Genomic DNA, 15706 nt, shown 5'->3' with positions numbered 1-15706 from the left:
CTCTCTCTCAGCGAGAACTAGACGCAGTGGCCCTCAGATTGAACCAGCGTCCGAGAAAGACCCTGGGGTTCGAAACTCCCGCCGCCAAACTGCACCAGGTGTTGCGTTGACGGGTTGAGCGCACCGCGGTCTTCTTCGCGAAGGAGATGAAGTGAAGTTCTCCTTCTTCCACGCGGAGAAGGCCTTCTTCCCTGTGGCTGCCCTCTATCGTCAGATGGGCGTCTCGCGCAGCGGCTACTACTCCTGGGCGAAGAGGCTTGAGCCCGAGCGCAAGAAGCGAGACAGGGCCATCAGTATCGAGGTGCTGGCCATCCATCAGGAGAGCCGAGGCACCTACGGCGCTCCGCGCGTGCATGCGGAGCTGAAGGCTTGCGGCCAGCGCGTGGCACGCCAGCGCGTGGCGCGACTGATGCGTCAGGCGAACGTGTGCGCTCGGTCCCGTCGCCGCTTCGTGCGGACCACCGACTCGGCCCACCGCCATCCGGCGGCGCCCAACACGTTGGAGAGGCACTTCCGACCCGAACAGCCCAACCACATTTGGGCCGGCGACATCACCTACGTGTGGACCGAGGAGGGCTGGCTGTACCTGGCGGTGCTGCTGGACCTCTTCAGTCGCAAGGTGGTGGGCTGGGCCATGGGCAAGAGAATCGATCGCGAGTTGGTGCTGTCCGCGCTCGACATGGCGCTACTGGGACGGCCTGCGCCAGCACTCCACCACTCCGACTGCGGCAGTCAGGGCGCATTCAAGCGGTCGTCGCAACGCATCTTGGTTGAAGTGCGATGTATCGAATGCAGCATGTCGCGCAAGGTCAACTGCTGGGACAACGCGGTGGCAGAGAGCTTCTTTTCCACGCTAAAGCTGGAACTCGTCTACGCCACTCGCTTCAAAACGCGTGAGCAGGCCAAGCGCGCTCTGTTCGAGTACACTGAGGTGTTCTACAACCGGAAGCGGCATCACTCCTCCCTGGGCTACATCAGCCCCTGTGACTTCGAGCGAGTAGCCACAACGATTAGGCTGGCAGCATAACCATCCTGTTTACGGAATCGGGACACGCCCAGTCAGGTACTTGGCGCGTCAACCTTTACGAGCCTGACGCGGCGCATGCGGTTTCCCGCTCAGCACCTCTGCGGTTGCTTGACCCTTAATATTGGGTATTTTACGTTCCTGCAAAAGGGCACTCTAGACGTAAAGGAGTGGGGGAATGACAATGTCGAAGGGCCGTGCAGTCGTCATGCTGCTGCTCACCGCAACATCATTCGGTTGTGCAACGCCAATACGCGCGGTGTTGAAGGAGCAAGCGCCCACCTTTCGTGAGTCATTGCCCGCCACGGCGGATTCCTCGCTCGGCGGCCAGGAGCAGTCGCGTGGCTGGTTCTGGTGGAAGGAGTGGTTTGTCGCCGCGAACAAGTGTTTCTCGGGCCTGCAGAAGACCGCGACGGGCCTGAACAATCTGACAGCCGTCTACGACGAGAGCGCCGCGGGAGACCTGAAGGCCGAGCTGGGATCGAATGTTCGCGGGGGGCTGTCGGGCCAGAGCGCGCGTAAGGTGACGGTCACCCTCTCCAACCTCGAGGACGTTCAATTGTCGGACGTCCAGTTCATTCCCGAAAGCGTCTGTGTTCCGGGCAGCGGGGGAGAGGAGGCGTTTACCAACCCTCAGGGGGTTACCTTCCCGGTGGTGACGCATGCGCTCAAGGCTGGCTCCATCAACATTGATGACTCATCGCGGGTCACCGGTGGCGCCCAGGTGGAGTTCGATCCACAGCCAGGGGCCAACGTCAACGCCACCGTGAAGGTCGAGGCGGACGGGTCGGTGACCTGGGATGGCATCAACCTCGTCATCGCCAGGCGTTCCGAGCCGATGACCGTCGTCGCGAAGCGGTCTGCGTGCACTGCGCCCGTGGGGGGCGCGCCCTGCCCGGTTCAGGGAACCCAGTGCGCCTTTGCCCTGGAGTCGATGGACGTCCTCACCCGGAAGTGGTCTGGCACCTTGAGTTGTCCGAATGCGGCCACGGGCTCGAGCCTGCAGATCGTGCTCGACAACGTGTTGTTTGGTCGCATCTTCACACTCGCGCGGGTGACCAAGCCGGATTCGAATGGCGTCGCCATGCCGGTCGATACCAGCGTCCTGTCGGCGGACACCGTCTCGGTCGCGCCAGGCAAGTCGATCAGCCTGCGGGTGGACTACCAGGGCTCGCTGGTGGGGAACGCCGCGACCGCGCACTTCGATGTGTGGTCCACGTTCTCGCCGAGGTGACCATGTCATTGCTCACGACGAGTCCGCGTCCCCGGCGCTCCCGTTGCCGGCCGGGGACCTGGTTGCGTGGCGCGGCCCTCGTGGCCGTGCTGAGCGTGACGGGCGCGGCCAGGGCCGAGGGGCGGTTGGTTCCGTCCCCCTATTCAGGTCTGTACTTCGTGTCCGAGGAGGACCGGGAGCACGTGGGCTTTGGAACGCCCATCGACAGCCGCTCCGACTGGTCGATTGCCAGGGACGCGACACGGTGTCTGTCGGAGTTCCTCACGGCAGGGGAGACGCTCGACACCTCCAAAGAGGAGCCTCCCTATCAAGTGGAGCTGAAGTCGCTCCAGGAGGTGCAATCCCTGCCACCTCATGTGGGGGCGCTGCTCAAGAGCGCGTTCGGTCCGCTCTCGTTCAAGAAGGGCCAGGAGTATTCGGTCAAGATGCAGGTCCTGGCGAGGACCCAGACGCTCTCCGATGAGAGGCTGAAGCGGTACCTATACTGCTGTGGCGCAGATGAGAACAACTGCCCGGGGGATTACTTTGTCTCCGAAAGGGACAAGGTGAACATCAGCATGGTGGTCTTCCACCGTGAGCGCTCGTTCTGGCAGTGGTTGACGCTCCAGGAGGGCAACCGCTTCGAGAAGGCTTCGAAGAGTCTCGAGCTGGACTACGTTCGGATTGCCCGGCTGCCGGAGAAGTCGCCTGTCTCCCTGAAGGATCTGCAAATCTCCGGGGCGGGAAACTTCGATTACGGGAACGGGGCCGCGCTGAAGGTGCTGCCGGACCCCATCCGGATTCAGATGACGCGCTCCCGGTTCCGGGGCTCCATCGAGCTGGCGGTGACGGATGCGAACAAGCCCGTCAAGCTACTGGTGCCGGGGCAGTCGCCCGCAGAGGCAACCGATATCGTGACGAAGCAGTGTGCCAAGGCGGAGGGAATTGGGGACGGGTGCGAGCTGACGGCCCGCCTGATGCTCGCGCAGAAGATGGAGCAGCCCATGACCGTGCAGCTGCGGGTCACGCTCAAGGACGCTTATGCGAGCGCCGGCAAGGTGGAGCCGCTCAGCGTCTTCCTGTACTCCCACTGGAACGCGGATCGCCGGCAGTTGTTCGCGGTCGCGCACTCGCGAGACCTGGAACTCACCGCTCCGACAACACTTTCCGTCCGGATGGCGGAGACCCTGATTTCCATCTGTTCGCCGGACCTGGATTCCTCCCTGAGGATTCAAGGCTCCAGGCTCGTCAGCATTCCAGACATCGAGGCCGACCTTGATTGCGAGGTCAGCAGCTCCACTGCGCCGCCACCCAATCTGCCCAGGTGCCAGGGCGAGAACAGGGAATTCTCCTATCGCCTCTGCTCCCTGCAGGTGCGCGCGAGGTGTGAGGCGTTACCCTGTCCCATTCCCTCCTCGGGAAAGCTGCTGCTGGGGTTCTCCAGGCCGGATGTGGGCGCGCACCTCTACACGCCCTTGCCGATCCGCGTGACGGTGACAGCGCCGCCTCCCGTGGTGCCCGTGTCGCCGTCGCAATGAGGATGGACTCTCAGGGCGCGGGTGTCGTGGCGAGCTTCACGCGCACGGCATCCGCGTGCCGCTGGAAATCGGCCGCGTGGGCGTCCTTCTGTTCACGGCCGAGCGCGACGGCGCGCTCGTAGCGCTTGAGGGCTTCCGACAGCCCGTCCGCCGCGTCCAGCCAAGCGCCGCAGGTGGCGCAGCGATAGACGCGGCAGCCCCCGGCCAGTACCCGCGCGGCCACCTCCGGGTGCAACACCAGCAAATCAAGCGCGCAGGAAGACCGGGCGCGGAGGATGCCGGCGCGGCGCGGTTGGGCCGTGAGTGCCTCCGCTCGGGCCCAGGCTTCGCGGGACAGCAGCAGCCCATCGATGCGCACCGTGGCGCCTGCGGGCGCCCGGCGCCGTTCCCGCGGCGTCTTCGTCTTGTCGTGGGTGGGCAGGGCACGGCGCGGACATCGCACGAGCGCCGAGGGCGTCGGTTCTACCGACCTCCCTGGCGGATGGCTTCCGTCGCGCCTGCCGCCCAGAGGATGTGGTCGCGGAAGCGAAGGGCCAGGAGCGCTAGAGGCACCACTCCTGGCTCTTCGAGGCCATCCCCGAGCCGGCAAACTCGGGTGCAACCAGCCCTCCTGCAAACCACCTCCGATAGCAACTCCAGGCGAGGGCCTACCGGGTGATGTCACGGATGCCCCCAGCCACGACGTGGCAGCTCGGGCGCCGCGCGATCACCGTTGCAGGTGGTCCGGCAGGACTCCTGAAACGACAGAGCTCCTTCTTCAGGGCCTGGAGGGGCGGGGAGGGGACCTCAGTGGATGCGCGCCGGCGTCGCCTGTTCCCGTGTTGCCGGGGATGCGCGTGGCACGGCGGCCGGGGCCTTGGGCGCGTGGGCCACGCCCTCCTCGCGGTAGCGCCGCACCAGCGTTTCCAGGTGCCCGCTGTCCAGGGAGGTGTGGAGGGCCTGCGCGGCCTTTTGAAGCAGGGCCCGCTCGGGTCCGGTCACGGCGAGGTCCGCGGCGGCGAGCGCGTTCAAGGACTCCTGGAGGACTTCACGCGCGCTGGCCGGCGCCGAGCGCAGGCGTTGGAGCCACTCGGACTCATCGTCCACGAAGCGCACCCGCGTCTCCCGGCGCCGCGCCGGGGTGAGCCGGGAGAGCTCGTGGGTGAGCACGGCGGACTCCTCCTCGCGGAGGCGGCCGTCGGAGACGAAGAGGAACCACGCGCTCTCCAGCAGCAGGCTCTCGTTGCGCGGCGCCACCTCGCGCAGGGCCGCGTCGGCGTCCTCCAGCGCGCGGCGCAGCCGCACGTAGCGCAGCATGGAGTCGCCCAGCCGCCGGGTGCGCCGCCAGTTGTCCACGGAGGACGTCACCACGTTCAGGAAGGGCACGATGTTGCGCGCCACGCTGTCACCCAGAAGCTTCGCCCCCACGTCCTCGCCCAGGTCGGTCGCCTTCGCTTGCGCGAGGTGCTCCACGCGCTCCAGGCCGAGCGGGTCCTCTTCCTCGTCGTGCTCCCCGCCTCGGAGGAGGGCGTAGAGCCGCGAGAAATCCGCGGGGTCCTCCGGGTCGAAGCGGATGTGGAAGGCGCTGGCCAGGTCGCACGCCAGCCGCAGGTGGATGAGGGCCCGCACGATCATCTCCGTCGTGACGACAATCCCCGATGCGGGAAGGGCCACCATCAACCCGGCGACGCCCGCGTCCACCGAGGCCGCGGTGATGCCGGTGGTGACCGAGCCACTCCCCGCGCCGGTGAGGAAGGCCGCCTCGCAGGCCTGCCGGATGAGGGTCTCGGTGGTGTCAGCGCCCGTCCCCTTCGCCGCGGCGACCGCGTGCAGCCGGTGCGTGTCGTAGTGCCGCAGGTAGATGGACAGCAGCTGGGTGAACCAGCGCCCCGTGCGCAGGTCCCTGGGGGACAGCTCCTGCAGCAGCGCCCTCGTCAGCTGCCAGGAACGCAGGAGGGCCGCCGTGCCTTCCTCTGGCTCCCGTGGGATGACTTCCAGTGTCTCCGTCATGGTTCCTCCTCGCGGACTCGCGGCCGCAACTGAAGGATGTGGAGACCTGGCTGGCCCGGCACCCGGCCCCCTGAAGTCCCCCCAGACCCGCGCGAGCGACCGCCGCGCGGATTGGCAAGCAGCACGTCCGTCAGGTGGATCGCTTCCAGGCCCGGACGGTAGGCTGCCGCCCCACTCGAAAGGGGTTGCCGTCTTTCATTCCAACCCCTTGGGGGAGAACCATCGTGTCGTTGCTTCGAAGTGCCCTGTGGCTCGCGGTGTCTGGATTTGTCATCAATGGATGTGGTGGAGAGGTCCAGGAGCCCGTGCGGGAGCCGGACCTCTTCGTGAAGTCGGATGCGCTCTACTCCGAGAACGGAGTCCAGCTCTGGTCGCTCACGGACCCGGTCATCCCGGTCTGCTGGCTGACCCCCGGCTACGACGTGGACAAGCAGCTCATGAAGGAGTCCCTCGCGCGCACCTGGGAGTTCGAATCCCAGGTCCGATTCACCTGGACTGAGGAGTGCCCCACCACGGGCACCACGAAGTACGTCCGCCTCGAGTTGATACCGAGCGCGCCCACGGATAGCGGAGGAGGCATCGTGAGCGTGGGGATGGCGGGGGCCTTTCGCCTGCCATCGCAGGGCAGATCGGGCTACATCGACCTGCCCGGGACCCACTTCTCGGGCCGGCTCAGCCGCCTGCAATATCTCGCCTCCCACGAGCTCGGGCACGTGATGGGCTTCAACCACGAGCAGCACCGCGACGACGCCCAGGCCCCGTGCAGCGCGAATGTGAACCTCGGTCAGGCGTACACCCGCTACGACCGCGACTCGCTCATGCAGTCCATGAACGCCTGCAACAGCAATATGTCCGAAACCCTGAGCGCGTTCGACAAGGTGGGCGTGGCCAGCGTGTATGGCCCGAGGCGCTGGACCGACCAGTTCTGGACCCTGGGTGACGCCCCCGGGGAGACCCTGCGCCAGTTGGCGGACGTGGATGGGGACGGAGACGACGAGCTCATCTACTTCCACAGCGACGGCGTGCGCGTGGCCGCGGCGAACGCCTCGCAGCGGACCTTCCAACTGGCCCAGGTCTGGCTGGCGGACTTCGGAACCAGCGCGGGTTGGAGCGGCACCCTGCACCCCCGCTCCGTCGGCGACGTCAACGGAGACGGCCGGGCCGACATCGTCGGCTTCGGCGAGAACGGCGTCTCGCTCTCCTACTCCACGGGTTCCAGCTTCACGCCGGGTGTCTTCAGCTTCGTCGGCTTCCACCACGCCAGCCCGAACTGGCCGAGCGCCCTGGCCGCGCCGCGCATGCTCGCGGACGTCAACGGCGACGGCACCGACGACATCATCGGCTTCAACGGCAGCGGCACCGTGGTCTCGCTGTCGCAGTGCACGGGAGCCCTGTGCGCCGCGAGCACGCAGTTCGCGGCCCCCGTGGTGGCCCTGGCCGCCTTCGGCAGCTCCGCCGTGCAGGGCGGCTGGGACGGAGTGCGCCACCCCCGCCGGGTCGCCGACGTGAATGGCGACGGCAAGGCGGACATCGTGGGCTTCTCGGAGTGGGGCGTCATCGTGGCGCTGTCCACCTCCACCGCGACCACCGCCTCCTTCGCGCCGCCGGCCCTCTGGGTCGCCGACTACGGAGCGGACCCCAGCGTGGGAGGCTGGGCCACGGCGGATTACCCGCGGTACCTGGGCGACCTCAACGCGGATGGCCGCGCGGACATCATCGGGTTCGGCCATGACTACGTCTGGGTCTCGTTCTCCACCGGCACGACGTTCCTCCCGGCGCAGCGGGTCCTGAAGAACTTCACCGTCACCGGCGGAAGCTGGCAGGCCGCCTTCCCACGCTTCGTCGGAGACGTGGACCACGACGGGAAGGTCGACCTGGTGGGAAGCCGCCCGCTGGGCACCCAGGTATTCCTGGGCAAGACGTTCGACGCGAACGCCCTCGCGCCGTAGCCCGGCTCCGCCCCTGATCGAGGGAACGGGCAGTGACGCACTGACGTGGATGGCCCCTGCCCCGCCTCTCCGGTGCCCCCGGGGAAGCGGGGCTTTTTCGTGTCCGCGGCATGTAACAACCTTGTTCCTTTGCACACGAAACATCCGGGCCCACCCAAATCAAAACAATCCAATAATTCAGAGACGGTTTCGAGATTGATGGCACGGGCACCAAGATGCCCAACGGGCTGCTCAACCCGGACCGGGGTCCAATCCCAGATGCACCATGGGCGAGCTTGGCGACAAGCTCGCCCATGCTCTTTCCGTACCCCGGGCGGAGGGGCTCCTACCTGGAGTCAACCCGGGAGGCGCTGTCACGCCTTTGCGCTACAGTGCCCGCCGCTTCATGCCGCGTGCAGCCTTTTTTCCGTCAGACAAGGAAATCCCGTGTCTTCACTGCGTTTGTTCGCAGTCCTCCCGCTCGTGCTGGCGTTGCTCGCCGGCTGTGACTCCGCGCCCCCCACCAGCGTGTCCGGGTCGGGTGCGATGCACCTGACCGTCTACGCCGCCGCGGCCGTGCCCGGGGACGTCTCGCGCGTCACCGTCACCGTCTCCGGCGCGGACATGGTCTCGCTCTCCAAGGACCTGGTGCTCACCAGCGGCGCGTGGAGCGGAGTCATCAGTGACATTCCCGCGGGTCTCCAGCGCACCTTCGTGGCGCAGGCCTTCACCTCGTCCAACACCCTGCGCTACGAGGGGCGAGTCGAGAACGTCACCGTCACCGCCGGCGCCACGGGGCTGGTGACCCTCACCCTGCAGGATGTCTCCGTCCCACCGCCCTTCACCAACGAGGCGCCCATCCTCGACTCCTTGTTGGCCACGCCCACCACCGTGGCCCCGGGGGGCAGCGTCACCCTGACGGCCACGGCCCATGATCCCAACGCGGGTGACACCGTGAGCTTCTCCTGGGCGGCTCCCTCGGGCAGCTTCTCCGCGCCCACCTCGGCGAACACCACCTGGACGGCGCCCGCCCAGCAGGGCCCGGTGACCCTGGTGCTCTCGGTGAGCGACTCGCGCGGCGCGACCCTGTCGGTGAACCTGACCTTGAATGTCTCCGCGGGCAGTGGCGCGAGCACCGTGAATGCGGAGTTCAACGTCGCGCCCAAGGTGGTGACCCTGACGTCCACCCAGTCCTATCTGAACGTGGGCGCGCAGACGGCGCTGTCCACCTCGGCCACCGACGCGGACGGTGACCCGCTCAGCTATCAGTGGAGCGCCACCTGCGCGGGCAGCTTCACAGGCGCGAGCACCGCCACCGCGACCTTCACGCCCTCGGCCCAGCCCGCGGGGGCGTGCAACAACTGCCAGCTGAACGTGGTGGTGAAGGACGGCCGCGGGGGACAGAACACGGGCAGCTTGATGCTGTGCGTGTCCAAGGACGCCGTCGTGCGTGCGCCGCCGACGATTACTCGCGCCGCCCAGTCGAGCCAGATGGCCACGGCCGGCCAGGTGCTCACCTTCGAGGTGAACGCCACGGATCCCGCGGGCCTGGCCCTGAGCTTCACCTGGGCGGCCAACGTGGGCACGAGCGGCACCCCGAGCACGGGGGCCAGCGGCAGCATCCTCACCTGGACGGCGCCCTCGTGCCTCAACACGGGCGTCACCCCGACCCTCGTCGCCACGGTGGGCAACACCCTGGGCCTGAAGGCGACCCAGAGCTTCACGGTGACGGGACTGCCGGCGTGCCCCTCGGCCTTCTGGGCCGCGACGAGCTCGATGTTCAACCTCCGCACCGATCACACGGCGGTCCTGCTGGGCAATGGCAAGGTGCTGGTCTCGGGGGGACGCAACAACATCGTTGGCCACATGGCGTACTCGGAGCTGTACGACCCGACCGCGGGCACCTGGAGCTCCGTCAGCTCCATGCCTTCGGATCGCTCCGGACATGCGGCGGTCCTGCTGGGCAATGGCAAGGTGCTGGTCTCGGGGGGAACCAACAGCATGGGCTATGCGGCGGCGTCGCTGCTGTACGACCCGGCCACGAGCAGCTGGAGCACCTCCGGCTCCATGTTCTCCCCGCGCTACCAGCACACGGCGACGGTGCTCTCCAATGGCAAGGTGCTTGCCGCGGGGGGATGGAACTCCAGTGGCCTTACGTCGATGACGGAGCTGTACGACCCGGCCACGGGCACCTGGGCCTTGAGCGGCCCCATGGCCGTCCCGCGCGATGTCCATACGGCGACGCTGCTCTCCAATGGCAAGGTGCTCGTCACGGGGGGGCTCAACAACGTCGGCTACCAGGCGACGGCGGAGCTGTATGACCCGGCCACGGGCACCTGGAGCGCCACCGGCTCCATGACCTCTGTGCGCGGCTATCACGCGGCGACGCTGCTGCCCAATGGCAAGGTGCTCGTCACGGGGGGCGGGGGCAGTGGCGTCCTGGCGACGGCGGAGCTGTATGACCCGGCCACGGGCACCTGGAGCGCCACCGGCTCCATGTCCGCGGCGCGCCACTCCCACACGGCGACGCTGCTCAACACGGGCAAGGTGCTCGTCACGGGGGGATGCTGCGCCGTTGGCGGCGCCCTGGCGACGGCGGAGCTGTATGACCCGGCCACGGGCACCTGGAGCGCCGCCGGCTCCATGGTCCAACAGCGCTTGGAGCACACGGCGACGCTGCTGGCCAATGGCAAGGTGCTCGCCCTGGGGGGATATCGCGCCTTCGAAACCAATAGCGAGCTGCGGGCGGCGGACCTGTATACCCCCTGAAGCCCACCGGCTCGGGGGCCTGAGGTGGCGGCGGGGCTTTCCCCGCCGCTCACTGGAGGGCACGGGGGCCTCCTCGTCCAGGTTGCGCACACATTTCGGACGGGCGAGAGGCGCCTTCTGCCTGCCAGCGCCGATCGCGCTGTCGAAGCTGGCGGCCTGATGACGACCCACCTGGTGTCTCCACAATCTCGAACGCGAAAAAGAGGTGAGGGGGAAATACCGTCCCGCACGTTGCTTCGAGCGGAAATGCAGAAACGCTTTCCGGAGCCCCACGCCCATCCTGGGCGCGGAGGCCTCAGCCAACGGCATAAGGGGACAACACAATGAAGCGAGCGTCCATCGTTGTTGCGGCGGTGATGATGTCGGTCGGATTTGCCAGCACGGCCCTGGCGGCCCCCATCACCGTGAATGGCTACGTCTGCGCGGCGACGTACACCCGGCAACCCAACGTCACCTACGGCCAGGGCTACGTGGTCGTGCAGGTGAACACCGGGGCGAACTGCACAGGGAGCTTCGTCGGCAACTACTACTACCTGGGCTCGGACGCCTCGGCCGGCGGCTACGAGTACAGCGAGGCCGAGCGCCTGGGCCTGTTCGAGCGCGCCACCCAGGCCGCCACCCAGGGCACGCCCGTCAGCCTGTATGTGGAAGGCGCGGGCATCGGCATCCTCAACACCACCTACCGCGGCAACTGACGGCGGACGGGCTCTCGCGCTCCTCTCCGACGCATGAGGTGCCCGGGGCGGTGGGGCCCATGACGTCGAAGCCATTCCACCCCGCGGTGGCGCCGACCCTGCCCGAAGTCCCGGGCAGTGGCGCGGTGCCACCATCCCGCGTGCCCCGCCAGCCCATGGTTCGCGCGAGCGCCCGACGCACCTTCCGTTGCAACACAGGGGAGGTCCGCATGGCGAGGCAAGTGGTTACTCGGAAGGTCCGGCGGGGAGGGGGCACCCTGCCGCGCAGCGCCGCGAAACGTGCTCGGGGGAGTCCGTCGGAGACGGCCCTCCTGGAGGAGTCACCTGCCGCGAAGGCCTCAGCGCGAGGCCCCGGTGCAACGGCGCCGGCCGTGGACATCCGGAACCTGCCTGCCTGCATCCGCGAAGTGGCGCTGGCGGCGCAGGACACGGACCCCGGCCCGCCAGAGCCCACCGACTATCACCAGCTGCGCGGCCGGCTCGAGGCGGCGCGGGCCACACTGCCTCCGCTCTACCGCGACGCGGTCCTCGTGCCCTACCTGAAGACGTTGGACAAGATCGGGCCCCAGGGGTTCGCCGATGCGCTGGTGCGCGACCCGCGGCGTGAGTCCGAGGCCGGGCTCCTGATGGACGCGGCACACGCCATCCTCCAGAACGGGGAGGGGTACCAGCGCATCGCCACGGATGCGTTCGAGGAGGTGGTCAGCGACCTGTACGACGGTTTCCTCAGCGCGGAGGATCGCCGGGGCGTTCATCCACCGGACCAGGGCACCCTCGCGCCGCTGGTGAAGTGGGGGAACCCGGACTTCGGGCCGTACACGTGGCCGGTGGACGCGACCTTCTCCGTCCTGGGGCTGGAGTGCGGCATCGTCAACCTCCCGCCCTCGCAGGGCCGCGCGGGCCTGCTCGCGTGGGCCGCGCTCGGACACGAAGTCGGTGGGCACGACATCCTTCACGCCGACATCGGGCTCGCGGAGGAGCTGTCCACCGTGGTCTACGACCGCCTCCAGAAGCAGGGCCTCTCCGCCCTGGCGAACTACTGGGCCCGGCGCATCGACGAGACGGCCTCGGACGTGCTCGGCATCCTCAACATGGGGCCTGCCGCGGGCATCGGCATCATCGGGTACTTCCGGGGGCTGGACACCGCGTTCGGCGGGGCCGGGCGCCTGAGGAACGTGGGGGGCTCGTCGGATCCACACCCCGCCGACATCGTCCGGGGCTACCTCGCCGGGAGTGTCGTGAAGCGCCTGCGCTTCAGCCAGGCGGAGGCCTGGGCCCAGGTCATCTTCGACGAGGTGGACAAGGACCTGAACCCCGCGGAGCTCCGGCTGGGCACCCAGCGCGTGACGCCCGAGCAGGCGCGCCTGTCGGCGGACCTGGTCGCGGACGCCATCATGACCCATCGCGCGAAGGCGCTCGAAGGGCAGTCGCTCGCGTGGATCCAGAACTGGCGGAACCATGACGAGCAGCGGGTGCAGCAACTGAGGCGCCGGCTCGCGACGGGCGTGGGCAACCTCACGGAGGAGCTCTCGACCGGAATCTACGCCGCGCACGTCGTCGCGGCCGGCGTCGTCGCCGGCCTGACGGAGCAGGCCGACGTGCGCAAGATCTTCGACCGGATGGTCCGCATGCTCAAACAGATGCACGACCGGAACCCCGCCTGGGGGCCGCTGTTCGTCCGGCACCGGGGCGACGTCGTGCCGCACTTCATCTATCCCTTCCCAGCCCGGAGGACGTGAGTCGGTCCCCTCCGCATCCATCGTGAAAGCGCCTGGCAATCCAGTACGGGTTGCCAGGCTTCAGTGGCCCGGCTCTTCGCCAGGGCCCGGCCGGCCGTGGACCCGCCGCTTGAAGTGAATCCCCAGCAGCTGGTGCAGGATGGCGGCGCAATGAGCGCGACCCCTGCCGTCACCGAAGAGCTCAGACGCACCCTGAAAGCGCGGAGTGACCCTCGCCTCGCCGAGGCGACGCGCCGCTACTTCCCCACGGACATTCGAGCCCTGGGGGTCCGCAACGCGGAGGTGCGGCGCATCGCCGATGCGTTCATCAAGGAGCGGGGCCTGTCGCCCGAGGACCGCCTGGTGGTGACCGAGGCGCTGCTCGCCCAGGCGACCCACCACGAGGAGGTGCTCCTGGGGTTCGCCATGGTCCGCAAGGCGGTCGGGCGCTCGTTCGACGAGTCGCTGCTGGACCGCTTCCGGTACTGGTTGGAGCACTCCGTCTGGAATTGGGCCCAGTGCGACGACCTGTGTCTGACGGTGCTCTACCCGTTCTTCCTCACCCGGACGCCCGCGCTCACCCGAATCCAGCACTGGACCGGATCCCGTTCCCCCTGGTGTCGGAGGGCGGCGAACGTCGCGCTCGTGAAGTTCGTGAGCCGCAGGGTTCGATCATCCAGGTACATGCTGCCCCGCGACGTGGTTCTCGGAAATGCACGCCAATTGCTGTTGGATCCAGAGCCGTATGTGCAGAAGAGCGTGGGGTGGCTGCTGAAGGTGGCGGCGGACCACCACCGGGAGGCGGTGGTGGCGTTCATCCAGGAGAACATCTCCGGGATGCAGCGGGACACCCTGCGCTATGCCATTGAACGGCTGGAGCCGGAGCAGCGGAAGGCGCTGCTGGCGCTGGAGTACAAGACATCATGAACTTTCCTTCCGATACGGAGCGCGTCATGCGAAGCCTCATTCTCTGGACCCTGCTGTTGTTCTCCACGACAGCCCTTGCCGAGGAGACACGGCTGGTCGTGAGGGCTCGGGCCCGGGACGGTAAGTTCATCGGGACGTCCATGGGGGGCGTGCGAGTGGTGCTCCGGGATGGGCAGACCGGCCAGCTGCTGGCCAGCGGTGTCACCGCGGGCTCGACAGGCAACACGCAGACGCTGATGAAGCAGCCACAGGTGCGGGGCTCGCCGCTCGCGGATGAGTCCTCCGCGAAGTTCACGGCCACCCTGGACCTCGCCGAGCCGCGGCTGGTGACGGTGGAGGTGTCCGGGCCTCTGGCGCAGCGGCAGGCGCTCGCGACCAGCACGACCCAACTCTGGCTGCTGCCCGGCAAGCACCTCGAGGGCGATGGCCTCATCCTGGAGCTGCCTGGCTTCGTGGTGGATGTGCTGACGCCATCCGCTCACGAGTTCATCAAGCTCGCCAAGGACAAGAAGCTCACCGTCCCTCTTCGCGCCAACCTCACCCTCATGTGTGGCTGCCCGACGGAGCCCAAGGGGCTCTGGGACTCCAGTCGGTATGAGTTGCAGGCCACGGTGAAGCTCAATGGAAAGCCGCTCACCGGGGTCCCCCTGAAGTACGCGGGGAAGACCAGCACCTTCGAGGCGGAGCTCTCCGTACAGCAGCAGGGCGCATACGAAGTCACGGTGACTGCGTACGACCCCGTCACCGGCAACACCGGCGTGGACTCCACCACGTTCATCGTCGAGGGGTGATGCGCCAGGGGGCGTCGCGCCCCGTGGCCTGGCCCCACGTAGACGGGTTTCTCCTTGGGCCTGGTTCCGGCACCTACCCTGGACTTCTCCAATGCTGGTGCAATGTGCTTCCTGGTGAAGGTGCGCATCCTGGCGATAGCGTTCACCAGACAAGCACTCTTTGCTCCATGGGTTTTCTTCGTTCTACCTTTCAAGGCGTCGCCACCGGCCCGGGCGACGTCAGTTCCTGGGAGTGCGAATCATTGTCCGCCCCCCAGTGGCTGTCAGCGGAATCGCCTTGTCCACCGGATACCCGGCCCGCTTGGCAGCACCCACCCTTGAATGGAGATGCATCCGTGCGCGTTGTTTCGCTTCTCGCAATGTTTCCTCGTTGGCTCGCCCTGGGGCTGAGCCTCTTTGGTGCTCAGGCTCTCGCGGGCTACGCGCCCATCCCGGACGGTTACGTTCTGCTCAGCACGGACACGACAAACCGATACGTGGTGGCGGGAGGAGCGCGGTTCTTCATCCCTCCCGCGCAGTGGAGCAATTATTCCTCCGCCACCCTGGTGCCGCTGCCCCAGGCCACCATCAACTCCTATGCGGAGATTCCCCAGGAGGGCACGCTGCTCCGCCAGATTGGCTACGCCGCGATCTATGTCGTGGTGGGAGAGAAGTTCTGGTGGATTCCGAATCCCACGGAGTTGGACTACTGGGATGACTGGAGGACCGTCAACAACATCCCGAACGCCGGCTGGAGTGAGGTGTTCTACAACTACTCCTACAAGATCCTGGTCCAGGAGCGCACGAGGAGCCAGATCTACCTTTACATCGCGGGCGCCAAGTACCCCATCACCAATGCGTCAGACCTCGCCTACTACGGGGGGGCGTCCAGCGTGAAGATCGTCCCCATGGGAACGCTTGACGACAACACGGACCAGCCCTGGTGTGGCGCTCTTCTGCGCGAGCGCTCGAGCAGCACCGTGTATTCTCTGGGGTTTATCAACTCCTCCCTCCCCGGCATGTATCGGTCGCCCGTGACCGCCACCGCGGACGGTGAGGTTCCGGATGGCGCGCTGAGCGGCATCCCGGTGTTCACCCCCGGCGGATTCCTCAACTGCATCAATTAGCAACACGC

The 15706-nt window shown here is 67.3% G+C and carries 11 protein-coding genes and 2 pseudogenes; 11 read left to right on the top strand and 2 right to left on the bottom strand.

Translation table 11 applies throughout. The features are described from left to right. The 4 genes and pseudogenes from D7X30_RS42915 to D7X30_RS15820 form a co-directional block, all read left to right on the top strand. Nucleotides 1-110 (top strand): annotated as a pseudogene (locus D7X30_RS42915) (IS30 family transposase); the annotation flags it as partial. Between the two features lie 17 nt (nucleotides 111-127). Further along, nucleotides 128-1027, top strand: a pseudogene (locus tag D7X30_RS15830) (IS3 family transposase); the annotation flags it as partial. A gap of 175 nt (nucleotides 1028-1202) precedes the next feature. Further along, nucleotides 1203-2258 carry a hypothetical protein gene (locus D7X30_RS15825; protein ID WP_147443217.1) on the top strand — a complete coding sequence of 352 codons (1056 nt, stop codon included), beginning with the start codon at nucleotides 1203-1205 and terminating at the stop codon, nucleotides 2256-2258. An 80-nt stretch (nucleotides 2259-2338) separates the two neighbouring features. Continuing rightward, nucleotides 2339-3775, top strand: coding sequence for a hypothetical protein (locus tag D7X30_RS15820; RefSeq protein WP_147443216.1), 1437 nt, complete (start codon nucleotides 2339-2341; stop codon nucleotides 3773-3775). 10 nt (nucleotides 3776-3785) lie between these two features. Here the strand turns inward: D7X30_RS15820 and D7X30_RS42310 are convergent, their stop codons facing one another. Both D7X30_RS42310 and D7X30_RS15810 read right to left on the bottom strand, forming a co-directional pair. Further along, a complete protein-coding gene (locus tag D7X30_RS42310; RefSeq protein ID WP_199724347.1) occupies nucleotides 3786-4133 on the bottom strand; it encodes a hypothetical protein in 348 nt (115 codons plus the stop codon). A 428-nt stretch (nucleotides 4134-4561) separates the two neighbouring features. Continuing rightward, nucleotides 4562-5764: a hypothetical protein gene (locus D7X30_RS15810; RefSeq protein ID WP_120563726.1), complete on the bottom strand. Its 1203-nt coding sequence runs from the start codon at nucleotides 5762-5764 to the stop codon at nucleotides 4562-4564. A 224-nt stretch (nucleotides 5765-5988) separates the two neighbouring features. On the opposite strand from D7X30_RS15810, the gene D7X30_RS15805 reads away from it, so the two are divergent. The 7 genes from D7X30_RS15805 to D7X30_RS15775 all read left to right on the top strand — a co-directional run bounded on the left by D7X30_RS15805 (nucleotide 5989) and on the right by D7X30_RS15775 (nucleotide 15698). Further along, a complete protein-coding gene (locus D7X30_RS15805) occupies nucleotides 5989-7713 on the top strand; it encodes an FG-GAP-like repeat-containing protein (RefSeq protein ID WP_147443215.1) in 1725 nt (574 codons plus the stop codon). Nucleotides 7714-8139: 426 nt separating this feature from the next. After that, a complete protein-coding gene (locus D7X30_RS15800) occupies nucleotides 8140-10461 on the top strand; it encodes a kelch repeat-containing protein (RefSeq protein ID WP_233591582.1) in 2322 nt (773 codons plus the stop codon). Between the two features lie 323 nt (nucleotides 10462-10784). After that, nucleotides 10785-11156 (top strand): hypothetical protein, encoded by a 372-nt coding sequence (locus D7X30_RS15795; RefSeq protein ID WP_120563724.1) that lies wholly within the window; start codon nucleotides 10785-10787, stop codon nucleotides 11154-11156. A 371-nt stretch (nucleotides 11157-11527) separates the two neighbouring features. Next, a complete protein-coding gene (locus D7X30_RS15790; RefSeq protein ID WP_233591581.1) occupies nucleotides 11528-12895 on the top strand; it encodes a hypothetical protein in 1368 nt (455 codons plus the stop codon). Between the two features lie 150 nt (nucleotides 12896-13045). Next, entirely contained in the window at nucleotides 13046-13801 is a 756-nt protein-coding gene (locus D7X30_RS15785; protein ID WP_147443214.1) for a DNA alkylation repair protein, read from the top strand. A 26-nt stretch (nucleotides 13802-13827) separates the two neighbouring features. Beyond that, nucleotides 13828-14592 (top strand): hypothetical protein, encoded by a 765-nt coding sequence (locus D7X30_RS15780; RefSeq protein WP_199724340.1) that lies wholly within the window; start codon nucleotides 13828-13830, stop codon nucleotides 14590-14592. A 359-nt stretch (nucleotides 14593-14951) separates the two neighbouring features. Then, nucleotides 14952-15698 (top strand): hypothetical protein, encoded by a 747-nt coding sequence (locus tag D7X30_RS15775; protein WP_199724339.1) that lies wholly within the window; start codon nucleotides 14952-14954, stop codon nucleotides 15696-15698. Nucleotides 15699-15706: the final 8 nt, after the last annotated feature.

The sequence above is a fragment of the Corallococcus sp. AB011P genome (genome assembly GCF_003611605.1).
Classification (GTDB): domain Bacteria; phylum Myxococcota; class Myxococcia; order Myxococcales; family Myxococcaceae; genus Corallococcus; species Corallococcus coralloides.
This window is presented reverse-complemented; position numbering and strand designations above follow the sequence as displayed.

Excerpts from the sequence above, each read along its gene's own strand:
- D7X30_RS15795 (WP_120563724.1), top strand. The coding sequence starts at position 10,785 with ATGAAGCGAGCGTCCATCGTTGTTGCGGCGGTGATGATGTCGGTCGGA.
- D7X30_RS15775 (WP_199724339.1), top strand. The coding sequence starts at position 14,952 with ATGTTTCCTCGTTGGCTCGCCCTGGGGCTGAGCCTCTTTGGTGCTCAG.
- D7X30_RS15780 (WP_199724340.1), top strand. The coding sequence starts at position 13,828 with ATGCGAAGCCTCATTCTCTGGACCCTGCTGTTGTTCTCCACGACAGCC.
- D7X30_RS15785 (WP_147443214.1), top strand. The coding sequence starts at position 13,046 with ATGAGCGCGACCCCTGCCGTCACCGAAGAGCTCAGACGCACCCTGAAA.
- D7X30_RS15810 (WP_120563726.1), bottom strand. The coding sequence starts at position 5,764 with ATGACGGAGACACTGGAAGTCATCCCACGGGAGCCAGAGGAAGGCACG.
- D7X30_RS15825 (WP_147443217.1), top strand. The coding sequence starts at position 1,203 with ATGACAATGTCGAAGGGCCGTGCAGTCGTCATGCTGCTGCTCACCGCA.